This window comes from Actinomycetota bacterium, assembly GCA_040755895.1.
Lineage (GTDB): Bacteria > Actinomycetota > Aquicultoria > Subteraquimicrobiales > Subteraquimicrobiaceae > Subteraquimicrobium.
On record JBFMAG010000132.1, the window covers coordinates 1 to 9,419 of the forward strand.

Sequence of the window (9,419 nt, forward strand, 5' to 3'; positions counted from 1 at the left end):
ATTGAAGATTTTTTCTTTATTTTATTATCAAACAGAGAAGCCTCCATTTAAATGGAGTTTGTTTCTCATTTTTCTGGGAATAAAGTACTAGAAACCGACGAGCGACTAACGATGAGCGAAAAGCGCCTGTTGCCCCAGGTAAAAATCGAAATGATTCAGAAACAAGACTCGCAATTCGCTTTTGACAAAGGAAGGATTTAGTAATACAATATCGATAAAAAGGTATCACTGGAGTGAGGGTCTGTGAGCGTAACTTTAAGTATAAAGATCGATGAGCAACTTCTTAAGAAACTAGAAGCTGTAGCAAAAGAGCAGGGGGTCTCACGAAGTTCATTAGTGAGAAAAGGGATAGAGCTTGTTCTTCTTCGTGAAGAGAGGTTGTGTCGAGAATTGGTAAAAGAGGTTAGCGAAGCTCTTCGGGATAATAAACGTGTTCCAGTTCAGGTGGATTGGCGGCGTATTGATGAGGAACTTTGCAAAAAGGCACCCAAGTGGAAGACGCTGGCTGAAGCCATGAGTGCTACCCGAAAGCGGGAGTGGAAAGAATGAGAATCTTAATTGACTCAGACGTTTTCGTGCGCGATCTCAGATATCCAAGGGATGACAGATTTCATGAGAATAATAAATTCCTCGATCAAGTGCGAGGGGGAAAATTAAAAGGCTATACATCTATATATAATGTACTAGAAGTCTGTGGAATTCTATCTTTTAATCTGACACCAGAACGTCTCCTTGAGCTCTTTGCCGGATTTCGTGATAGATATAATATACGAATTCTTTTCCCCAGAGGGGATGGAGAGCGTGTCTGTTTTTTAGTTTCTGAGCTTCTTCCCATTATTGGAAGAAAATTATGTTTTGGCGACGCTTTAATCATTTCAGTGGTTGAACAGAATTCTAAAGTTCTTGATAAATTTGTTTCTTGGAATGCCGCCCATTTTAAAAATAAATTAAGTATTGAAGCACTAACACCGCTTGACTTTCTGTAGAAGACAAGTTTTCGGGAAGAGCATTTGGATTGGTTAGCTTCCTCAAGTGATTACTGGAGACCTTTAGTATTTCTCTGAACTCTTTTTCGGATTTTATCCCGGCTTGTCTAAGCATTATCCTGAAAGTTCCTTTGGGGATGTCTTTTCCATGCCTAGTTTTCGCCCAGGGTTATTCGTCGAGGTCGAGGAGTCCCAGTTTTATACCTTTGAGCATGGCTTCAGTGCGGGTGTTGCATTGAAGCTTTTGATAGATATTATAGATATGGTTTTTGACGGTCCTTTCACTTATGAACAAGATTTCGGCAATCTGACTATTCGTTTTCCCTTCGCAAAGCAACTTCAAAATCTCAATCTCCCTTTTGGTAAGGTCACTCCAAAGTAAGTCTCGATGGGATTTGCTCATCTTGGATAAGCTTGTAAACTTTTTCAAAATTCTTCGGGAAAGACTGGGAGTTATCATGCTTTCGCCACGGGAGACCGTCTTAATGGCTTCCACGATTTCATCGGCGGAGCTATGTTTTGAAATATATCCAGTTGACCCAGCTCGGATGGCTTTGAAGAGATGCTCGTCATCCTCATAGGCGGTGAGGGCAACGACCTCTGTATTTGGATACATTTCCTTTATCTCAGTGGTTGCTTTAATGCCATCGACGTTGGGCATCTCGATGTCCATTAAAACAATGTCCGGACCAAGATTTTTCACCATCTCGATTGCCTCAGAGCCATCGGATGCCTCACCGATGACGCAAATATCTTCCTCTGCCTCCAACAGCTTGCACAAGCCTTGTCTGAATACCGTATGATCATCAACTATGAGAACTCTAATTTTCTCCATCTCAATCCCCTTGAAGCTTAGAGCTTCTCCTAAGAACGGGGAGTAAAATTTTCACTATTGTTCCTTTTCCCTCTTGGCTTTCGATATTCAAAGAACCATCGTGATCCCGAATAATCCTTGAGGTGATCGATAACCCTAGTCCCAAACCTCCTTGTGAAGACTTGGTGGAGAAGAATGGGTCGAATATCCTATCTTTAACTTCTTCAGGTATTCCACATCCATTATCGGCGACGGTGATTTCCACAAACTGTCCACTGTTTACGGGTCTAACTTGGATTTTCACTTCCTTATCCTTGCCTTCAACGGCATCGAGAGCATCCTGGGCATTGGAAAGGATGTTCAAGAATACCTGTTGCAATTGATCCTCATCGGCGGCAATCTCGGGCAGATTATCGTTAAAATCTTTAATCACCCTTATGTTATGAATCTTAAACTCTCGGAGGAGAAGTCGCAATGCATCTTCAATTGGCTTGGTTACATCGATGGGGATACGTTGCAACTTAGATTGGCGAGAAAGATTTTTTAAACTTTTGACGATCTGACGCATCCTATCGGTCTGCTCATTTATTATGCTTAGATCCTCTCGAAGGGAACTGTTCCTCTCAAGTCTGGATAGAATCATCTGGGCATAAAGCCCGATGCTTGCCAGGGGTTGATCTAACTCATGGGCAATGCCGGCACCCAACCGACCCAAAGCTGCCAGCTTAGCGGAATGTACCAACTCCGCTTGAGTTTGCTTTAATTCACTTAGGGCTTGCTCTAACTCTCGAGAGGAAGTCTCAAGCGACCGTCGATATTTCTTCTCCCGCTCAACCAATAACAGGAAGGGTACCGAGACCAGAATGAGGAGGAGGACTCGAAATAAGAGCTGCTCACCTAAGAGAGGCTGATAGGGTTCTTTAATGAAGAACCAGAAAAGCGAAAGGAAGATGAGAGCAAGAGCGATTAACATCCCTCTCAAGCCAAAGCATAGAGCAGCTATCGTGGGGATCAGAAAATAAGCTATATAGAACTCGGATTTTAAACCTCCGGTGAAATTCATCAACAATGTGACGATAGCTAGATTAACAAAGAGGGAAACGGTGGAGTTTATTTTTTTAGAGATAAATTTCTCTCGTATGGGATTTGAAGCATTAAAAACGACGGCGAATATTAAGGTATATAAAGATGCCAGAAAGTACTCCTCGCCGGGAATTCTTCTGAACAGGAGAATGTCGCCGATCATGATGATTCCCAGCATTATCATAAGTAGAGCCATGAATGCAGAGGCTGCATCTTCCCAGATTTCTATCTTTTGCTTTTCGGTGTTATTTTGGAGTAGTTTTTGTGCGGTAATTAGATTGGCTGGCTTGCGTAGGTATTCTAAAATACCCCTCCCCAGAATTCTCCTCATTTGGATTCCGCCTTAAGCTTTCTTCTTAACAGCCAGCTTTATGAATTAATTCGACAAAGACTTAAAAATTCCTGCTCTTTAAGCTTTAAGTGGGAGGAAATTGTAAATGCCTCTCCTATCAAAGAGAGGGAACTTGGGGGTGCTAAAGACCTGCTACGGAAAAAGATTGATATAAAATTATTTGACTTTTTATATCCTATTTGTGTAAAATCAATATCAAAAAGAGGTGGCAATCAAATGTCTCGAACAGTAATCGATATCAAAGATGAATTGCTTGAAAAAGCCAAGAAACTTACCAAGATGACCAAAAAAGTTGACATCGTTAATTACGCCTTAGAAAGATTGGTTCGCCAAAAGGAAATCGAAAAAATCCTCGAACTCAAGGGGAAAGTAAAATGGGAAGGTAATTTAGAGGAGATGAGGAGAGACCGATTTTGATTTTGGTCGATACTTCCGTCTGGATAGACTTTTTCCTGGGGCGAACAGAGCAGGTAGAAAAATTAGAATTCCTCATAAGAGAGAGCAATCAAGCTTGTATCTGTAGCATAATCTTACAGGAAGTTCTTCAAGGTGTGAAAGACAAAAAAGACTATGATAAGGTTAAAGAAAGACTGACCAAATTTCCTTTCGTAGAAACCGATAAAAGTACTCACATCTTGGCTGCGGAAATTTATCGAGACTTAAGAGCAAAGGGAATAACCATACCCACTCTCGATGCCACAATCGCGGCTACAGCAATTCAAAACAAAACCCCTCTTTTCACAACGGACCAGCACTTTTATTTGGTGTCCCAGCATAGAAAACTGACGCTTTATGATTAAATTAAGCACACAATTCCCCTCGGCATAAAGAATGATATTGGTATCAAGTGACTTCATTTTAAGCTCCGGTTTACTCCTTAATATGTCCCTTTATGATCTCTTCTTTTGCTTCCTCCCAGGAATAAGATCTGCTTTGAGCTTGGGGCTTTGAGCTTAACTGAGCCAGATTATGAAGATCCCCACAAGCACCAGGATTGATCCCACAATCACCGGGGTCACGACCATCGGGCAGATACCCCATAAGCCGATTCTCTTCTCGATCTCTATGAGGAAGGTGAGAAATACGGGTGTGATAAACAGGAAAGAACCAGCTTTTGATGCTTCAACCAAACTTAAAGCCTGATACCACAAGAGATAAGAAATAGCTGAGCAGACCACACCGAGAATCAAGATGAGCATCCAACCGCCCGTGGGAATCCTCAAAAAAGCCGTTCCTTCCCTGTACAAGGCAAAAGGGATCAAGGGAATTGTCCCCAAAGTGATGGTCACGGTGGTTGCGGTCAGAGGGTCGTATTTGGCGATGATCTTCTTCCCCATGACGGTAAATATCGCCCAAAGGACTGCTGCGAGAAGGATCCAAATCTCAAGATTAGAAAACCTGGTGAAAGGAGAAAAGGTGCTTGGTCTTTCCCAATTTGCCACGATGCAAATCATGCCCAAAAAGGATGCAGAGGCACCGACTATCTTCCTGAAATTGATTCTCTCGTAGAGGAGAAAGAAAGAAAAAATGAAGATAAAAATGGGAGCGGTATTGAGTAAAAAGCAAACATCGGAAGCTGGAGGAGCGTATGAGTACCTCTCGATGACTTGGAAAAGCTGAGCAAGGGTTACTCCAGCGAAACTGGCACTTAAAAAGTTGATCAGCGATGAGCGATCAACCATGAGCGATCGGATGTTTTTGATAAATTCGCGTTGAGATAGGCGACTGCTACCGATTAGTGCCACGAGAAAGACGGTGGCTATGAAGAATCTTGAGGCAATGAAAGTTGCCTTGGGAATGGAATCGAGTCCGATGATGGTTAATAGGAAGGAAAGCGCCCAAGTGAGAATGAAGGTTGTAAGTAGGGCAATGGCTTTTGCAAGGTCTCTGGTTTTCAGATGAATCCCTCCCCAAATGTAGAAACAGACCTTTAGGTCTATTAGCTTCGAGCCCCAAGAAAGAGGATACAGGATGCATGATACAGGATGTGGGATGTAGGATGCAAGCTTAATTGACAAGTCCCATTTATTTGTTAACATAATTATGTATATTCCCACCCAAATTTAATCGATTTTTGACGAGCGATGAGCGAAGGTCTAAAGACCTGTTTCTACACGAGTTAGTCATTGCGAGGACGAAGCGACGAAGCAATCCCAAACATTGAGATTGCCACACCTCGATAAATCGAGGCTTCGTATCGGCGATTATCGAGTCATCTATGTGGTTGAAGGTAAAAGCAAGTTAGTGGTTTTTCTGTTATTCTGATATTCTTAAATTCGGAAAAAGAAGGTATAGAAATGGTTAGACGTTTAAGCGAAAGGAATACAATCACCATCCCAAAGGATATCTTAAAACGCATCGGCTTGAAACCTGGCGATTACTTCGAGATCACCGATGATGGGAACCGTATTATTCTCACTCCCAAGATTGTCGAAGACAAGTTCACCGATGAAGAGTGGGAAAAACTGGAGAAACTAGCCCGTGAAAGGGGAAGGGTCTACAAAACAGCCACTGAAGCCAAGAAACATCTTGAAGGGCTAGCTTGGTGAGGTACGAATATAAACCCTCCTTCGATCGAACATTCAAAAAGCTTACCAAGGAAAGGCAGAAAAGGGCAACCAAAGCCATTAGTAGTCTTATCGATTTCTTTGAAGGTGCTCAGCGAAGACCCAGACTTGGCTTGAAACAACTGAGAGGAAATTTTTGGGAAATTCGTGTGGGAATAAAAGATAGGATTATCTTCACCTTTGAGGATGATACCATCAGTTTCGTCATAATCTTATTTTTTCCGCCAGAATAAATTATCGAAGTCTTTTGTAGGTGCTTTCGTCTCTTTTAGCTACTTTAGTTATTATCTTCAATAGGTTAATTAAATTTTCCTCGGATGAATCTCGCTTCAGAAATACGCCAAAATCCAAATGTAGCAACAGACCTTTAGGTCCGTTAAATATCATTTGAATTCGATGTAGGGTCGGGGTTTATCCCCGCCCATAGAATGCGGGAGATGAACTCCCCTGCCTACCGGCAGGCAGGCGCGCTATCACTGGGCTTCCTACGAAGGAATGAAGGAGATTGCCAATTTTTTCACTTTATGCTAGGTTGTTAAGCGATAGTGAGCAGAATTACTTGTTAATGGAGTATTGTTCCAACTAAAGGGTTTTCTATGGACGAATATACCTCAGAACTTGCAGTTAAGCATTGGCTAGAAAAATCAGCAGAGGATTTAGCAACCGCAAAAACGCTTCTTGAGGCGGGACATTTCACATGGTGTGCTTTTATCTGTCAACAAGCTTTGGAAAAATGTCTTAAAGCTGGATATGTTAAAAGGGAGGGCAAAATTCCTCCCTTTATTCACAAACTTGAAAGATTGTGTTCGATTCTCAAATTATATCCGCCTGATGATATTTTGAATAGTATAATAGAGATCGACAAATATTATATTGCCACTCGCTATCCAGCATATAAAGAAGCTGTGAATATTTCCAGCGAAAAAGAGGCGTATAAGATATATCGAAAAACTGAGGAGGCATATCAATGGCTAAAGCAAGCACTCAAACTTTAAATATAGTGAACACGTTCCTTGAAGAAGTTGCAAAGGAAATTTCAATTAAGCGCGTGATCATGTTTGGCTCTCAAGTAAGTGGCAAAGCAAATAAGTGGAGCGATATCGACTTGGCTATAATCTCGGATGATTTCAAAGATATGAGTAACTTTGAAAGGTTAGTTTTTCTGGGCAAAATTGCCTGGCGAGCAAAGACTACAGCCATTGAAGCGCTCGGCTTCACCGAAGAGGAGTATCAACACGTATCCCCATTAGATTTTCTCTCCGAAATAAAAAGCAAAGGCAAAGTTATTTACGGAAAATAAGCTAGGAGGGAGAGATGAAATATACTGTCCTGCTTTACGTGGCTGCCACTCTCAAGGGGAAACTTTCGAAGAGGCAAAGGCAAATATCACTGAGGCAATTCAGTGTTACATAGAAAGCTTGAAAAGAGATAACGAGCCAATTCCTGAAGATGTTGATGAAATTATTAGCGTCATTAAGATTTCGGTGGCTGCTTGATGGGGAGATTTTATTTCTTGTTCTCCCATCGAAAGTTGCTAGTTGAACATCGCTCATCGATTTAAGGTTGCTCATCGAATGTCGCTAATTGGTTTTTAAAAATAAGGAAATGAATCAGCAGGTAAAGCTATGTGAGGAGGTCTAACCCAAAAAGAATGTATGGGCGGGGTTTATCCCCGCCCCTACATTCCTATCTTTGCGGGGGACGAGCCCCCGCCCTACTACTATTTGTTGCTTTGGAGAGCCAAGCGTCTCTGGTACAATCCGTAGAGTCCACTCACTATGAGCGTTGGTACGACCAGCAGCTTGCCCGCAGGACTAGCCAGAAGCTTCTGGAACATGGGAACCGCGTGATCCTCAATGTAAGGATCGGTGGTGGGAGGACCGAACTGTGACATGCTAGCCCAGTAGAAGCTGCCATCTCCTTGATGATATCGGTACGTTGCCGCCAGGGCTGCAACCTCGTCCTTTAAGCCGAATAGAAGGGCTCTGTTGGGACAAGCCTGCACGCAAGCTGGTACGTTTGGACTACCAGCAGCACTGTAACTAGTGGGATTTGCCAACCACATGCTCGCATTGCCTGGGACTCGTCTAGATTGCAAGGCGTCTTCAAAACCGGCTTCTCCATCACGGATACCCCAGCACAGATCGCATTTATACGCCTTAAGGTTGGCGCCATCGCCCCGACTGATCTTGGGATATCCACCTCGGGCACACTGCGTTGCACATTGGAAAGTGCATCTGATATCGAGGGGGTCACAATATTGCGTATCAGCAGGAAAACCCGGGCGTGGAAATTGCTTGATGTGGACGGACCCGTCAGCCATCTTCGTGATGGCACCCCTAGGGCACTGCTTCACGCAGGGTGGATCAGCACAGTGCCAGCAGTTGTATTTGATGAATGGTGGATTGTCCACAGCCAGTTGAGGCTTGACCACCGTGACGTCGTCGGATTCGATTTTTTCAGCTATACCTTTAGCATCTAAATCTGGAGGCGCCGAACCATTGCCCGCTGGGTCAATTGTTGTGTTCACTTTCTCTCCACCCCAGTTGCGCTGACAGGCTACCATGCAACCACGACACTTGACACATCTATCGATCAGTTGAATTACCGCTAATGCCATCTCTCATCCCACCTCCTTACAGCTTCTTTATCCTGCAGAGACAAGCCTTCGTCTCCGGCATCTTTGCATTCGCATCCAAGGCGTTGATGGTGAGCTTGTTGGTAACTGCAGTGGATGCGTTGGCTCCCTTCTCAGCCCAGTGAAGTGGTATGGCTACGGTGCCCTTTCCAACCCTCTGGTTGGACTGCAGACCAGTACCCACTTCGGCGACGAAGGGTCCAACCAAGCCCTGATCCAGATCCAATACAGATTCACCCACCGCATGGTTGAAAGCTAGATTGGTGGTGAGAGTGAGCGTGTTGACTCCAACGCCTCCAGGAGCGATCGTCTTCTTCTCCTGGTTGGGTTGTCCGGCATTGATCAAAATCTCATCTCCAGCCGCGAAACCAGTGGTAGATGCGACCGTAAGAATGTTGGTGCCAGCAACAGCGGCAACCGTTAAGCTGGTTTTAACGGCGGTTCTCATGGACATGATTCCCACATTGTCGCCGGAGACGATGCCGTAGTCAGCGGCATCTACGGAGTTGATCTGGATTATGGGCTTTGGCACCAATTCAGACAGCCAGGGCAGATTCCTGGTCATCTGTCCGCTGTGCCAGTGCTCAGTCTGGCGGAAAGTGGTGAGAACCAATGGGAACTCCGCAACCTCAACGGCGGTATCCGCCCAGTTACTTGGATATACGGGGGCAAACCCAACGGGTTTGTACAACTTCACCGGATCCAGTAGAGTGGTGGAAGCCAGGGTTGTATTATTGTACACTGTTTCACCGGCAGCATGGTCGTTATCTAACTGTGTAGTGAGGTAGATGCAATCACCGATAACACCACCCACCGTCCTCGTCTCAGCGGTGGGGAGACCTTGACCCACCATGACCGAATCACCAGCATTAAATCCGATGGTGCTAAAGACGCGAATCTTCCAACCAAGGAATTCCACGCGTGGGGTCTCCCAGGGCTCCCAGTGTTTGGGTGTCCTACCATCCGGCTCCGCGAGTGT

14 protein-coding genes are annotated in these 9,419 nt (G+C 44.2%); 9 read left to right on the plus strand and 5 right to left on the minus strand.

Going from position 1 to position 9,419, the window contains the following annotated elements:
• Positions 1–243 precede the first annotated feature (243 nt).
• Together AB1466_06130 and AB1466_06135 are read left to right on the plus strand one after the other, a co-directional pair.
• Positions 244–549, plus strand: coding sequence for a ribbon-helix-helix domain-containing protein (locus AB1466_06130; protein MEW6189660.1), 306 nt, complete (start codon positions 244–246; stop codon positions 547–549).
• Positions 546–986 carry a hypothetical protein gene (locus AB1466_06135; GenBank protein MEW6189661.1) on the plus strand — a complete coding sequence of 147 codons (441 nt, stop codon included), beginning with the start codon at positions 546–548 and terminating at the stop codon, positions 984–986. Before AB1466_06130 ends, AB1466_06135 begins: the two co-directional genes overlap by 4 nt.
• A gap of 169 nt (positions 987–1,155) precedes the next feature.
• On the opposite strand, the gene AB1466_06140 is transcribed toward AB1466_06135, so the two are convergent.
• Both AB1466_06140 and AB1466_06145 read right to left on the minus strand, forming a co-directional pair.
• A complete protein-coding gene (locus tag AB1466_06140) occupies positions 1,156–1,821 on the minus strand; it encodes a response regulator transcription factor (GenBank protein ID MEW6189662.1) in 666 nt (221 codons plus the stop codon).
• Position 1,822: 1 nt separating this feature from the next.
• Complete coding sequence (locus AB1466_06145) at positions 1,823–3,214, minus strand: ATP-binding protein (GenBank protein MEW6189663.1); 1,392 nt, start codon at positions 3,212–3,214, stop codon at positions 1,823–1,825.
• A 237-nt stretch (positions 3,215–3,451) separates the two neighbouring features.
• On the opposite strand from AB1466_06145, the gene AB1466_06150 reads away from it, so the two are divergent.
• Positions 3,452–3,652, plus strand: coding sequence for a type II toxin-antitoxin system VapB family antitoxin (locus AB1466_06150; GenBank protein ID MEW6189664.1), 201 nt, complete (start codon positions 3,452–3,454; stop codon positions 3,650–3,652).
• Positions 3,649–4,035 (plus strand): PIN domain nuclease, encoded by a 387-nt coding sequence (locus tag AB1466_06155; protein ID MEW6189665.1) that lies wholly within the window; start codon positions 3,649–3,651, stop codon positions 4,033–4,035. Before AB1466_06150 ends, AB1466_06155 begins: the two co-directional genes overlap by 4 nt.
• A gap of 153 nt (positions 4,036–4,188) precedes the next feature.
• Here AB1466_06155 and AB1466_06160 read toward each other — a convergent pair whose 3' ends face one another.
• Positions 4,189–5,274, minus strand: coding sequence for a DMT family transporter (locus AB1466_06160; protein MEW6189666.1), 1,086 nt, complete (start codon positions 5,272–5,274; stop codon positions 4,189–4,191).
• A 258-nt stretch (positions 5,275–5,532) separates the two neighbouring features.
• Between AB1466_06160 and AB1466_06165 the strand changes: the two genes are divergently transcribed.
• The 5 genes from AB1466_06165 to AB1466_06185 all read left to right on the plus strand — a co-directional run bounded on the left by AB1466_06165 (position 5,533) and on the right by AB1466_06185 (position 7,298).
• Entirely contained in the window at positions 5,533–5,784 is a 252-nt protein-coding gene (locus AB1466_06165) for an AbrB/MazE/SpoVT family DNA-binding domain-containing protein (GenBank protein MEW6189667.1), read from the plus strand.
• Positions 5,781–6,035, plus strand: coding sequence for a hypothetical protein (locus tag AB1466_06170; GenBank protein ID MEW6189668.1), 255 nt, complete (start codon positions 5,781–5,783; stop codon positions 6,033–6,035). Before AB1466_06165 ends, AB1466_06170 begins: the two co-directional genes overlap by 4 nt.
• A gap of 363 nt (positions 6,036–6,398) precedes the next feature.
• Entirely contained in the window at positions 6,399–6,797 is a 399-nt protein-coding gene (locus AB1466_06175) for a HEPN domain-containing protein (protein MEW6189669.1), read from the plus strand.
• A complete protein-coding gene (locus tag AB1466_06180; protein MEW6189670.1) occupies positions 6,770–7,102 on the plus strand; it encodes a nucleotidyltransferase domain-containing protein in 333 nt (110 codons plus the stop codon). Before AB1466_06175 ends, AB1466_06180 begins: the two co-directional genes overlap by 28 nt.
• Positions 7,103–7,121: 19 nt before the next feature.
• Positions 7,122–7,298: a type II toxin-antitoxin system HicB family antitoxin gene (locus AB1466_06185; protein ID MEW6189671.1), complete on the plus strand. Its 177-nt coding sequence runs from the start codon at positions 7,122–7,124 to the stop codon at positions 7,296–7,298.
• A 224-nt stretch (positions 7,299–7,522) separates the two neighbouring features.
• Here AB1466_06185 and AB1466_06190 read toward each other — a convergent pair whose 3' ends face one another.
• Together AB1466_06190 and AB1466_06195 are read right to left on the minus strand one after the other, a co-directional pair.
• Complete coding sequence (locus AB1466_06190) at positions 7,523–8,422, minus strand: hypothetical protein (protein ID MEW6189672.1); 900 nt, start codon at positions 8,420–8,422, stop codon at positions 7,523–7,525.
• Between the two features lie 16 nt (positions 8,423–8,438).
• Positions 8,439–9,419: molybdopterin dinucleotide binding domain-containing protein (locus AB1466_06195; GenBank protein ID MEW6189673.1), on the minus strand; the 981-nt coding region annotated here is incomplete at its 5' end.